We start from the raw sequence: 1417 nt of genomic DNA, 5'->3' as shown, positions 1-1417 counted from the left end.
TCGGGCTCGGTGACAACGGTTGAGCAGACCAAGGAGACTGGTAGCGCTTAGCTTTGCACCTGAAAATAGCGCATCATCCCTGCATCCTCATGTTCCATGTTATGACAGTGGTAGATGTAAAGGCCGTCAAAGCGCTCGAATTTCATCGCCACCTGAACCGTTTCACGAGGCATAACCAGAACCGTGTCGTGCCAGCCACTGTCTACCAGGCCCTGCTGTAGACTGTCCGAGTTGCCGCCTCGTCGCCCTACAACGTTGAATTGCAAGCCATGAATATGCATCGGGTGAGGCATCGGTGTGCTGTTGTGGAATTCCCAGATTTCCGTGTCACCAAGGCGGACTTTTTCGTCATCAGCAACATTCGTTCCGTCAAACCGCCGGCCATTCATGGCAAATCCCCGCATCATCACCGGGCTTAACTCGAACGACCGGATTCGCGTATTGCTGTTTACCGGTATTTTTTGCCGCTGCACACCTAGCTGTGCCGGTAAAGGTTCGCTGGCCTTTAATGACTTGGACACCTCCAGCCTGGCCAAGGGGAATCGGCTGCCAAGGGGCAGGGCGTTGCTGCCCATCATGCCCATTCCGTCCATCATACCTCCGCTCATCATGCCTGCCCGGAAACGGTCACTGATAAGCTCCAGCGTATCACCCGGCTGGAACTCGGAAAGATCGACCCATATATCAAGCCGCTGAGCCGGAGCCAGCACGGCGTAAGGCCTGTCTTCCGGTTCCTGAAGAAGGCCGCCGTCTGCACCGATAACGGTGACAGGTCGCCCGTCGCTCCAGGCCAGTTTGTAGATGCGGGCGTTGGACCCATTGAGGACTCGAATTCTGTAGGGGCGGGTGGCAACCTTGCGGGTGGTTGGAGGCGCCCCGTTAGCCAGCACTCTATCCCCCAGAAAACCGTGCATACGGTCCATCATGGACCCCATGCCACGGCCCATGTAAACCAGTTCATTGTTACCAGCAAAGGTGCGGTCCTGAAGCACCAGCAGCAGCTCGTTATCGCCCGACGGCAATTTGAGGTCCGCTTCTTCCTCGTCTTCAACGATCAGGAGTCCGGCCAACCCTGCGTAACTTTGAAATCCTACGCGACCACCTTGCTTGCCGTGGGCATGAGAGTGGTACCAGAACAGTCCGGCCCGGTCCAATACCTCGAAGCCAACAGTCATTGTCTCGCCTGGGCGGATCGGTAGTCTTGGCTGTCCGTCTACGTCGGACGGCACGTGAAGTCCGTGCCAGTGGACGGTGGTGTCCTCTGGCAGCTCATTGTGAATATGGATTTTGACGGTTTGGCCGCGGCGTAGCCGGATCGTTGGGCCGAGGTAACTGTCCGGATTTTCGGAGACTGTGTTTTTTGGACCTTTCAGCAATTCCGCCCTATAGCGCCACACTTCACTGGGGGCGCCCGGGC

Annotated in this window: 1 protein-coding gene; it reads right to left on the bottom strand. The window is 57.1% G+C overall.

Features of this window, described 5'->3' with window-relative positions; translation table 11 throughout:
* Nucleotides 1-47: 47 nt before the first annotated feature.
* A partial coding sequence (locus B2W52_RS00655) for a multicopper oxidase family protein (protein WP_286800985.1) occupies nucleotides 48-1417 on the bottom strand: 1370 nt, incomplete at its 5' end.

The organism is Marinobacter sp. UBA2498 (assembly GCF_002341575.1).
Lineage (GTDB): Bacteria > Pseudomonadota > Gammaproteobacteria > Pseudomonadales > Oleiphilaceae > Marinobacter > Marinobacter manganoxydans.
Note: the sequence above shows the minus strand (reverse complement) of the source record. Positions and strands in the feature narration are given on the sequence as shown.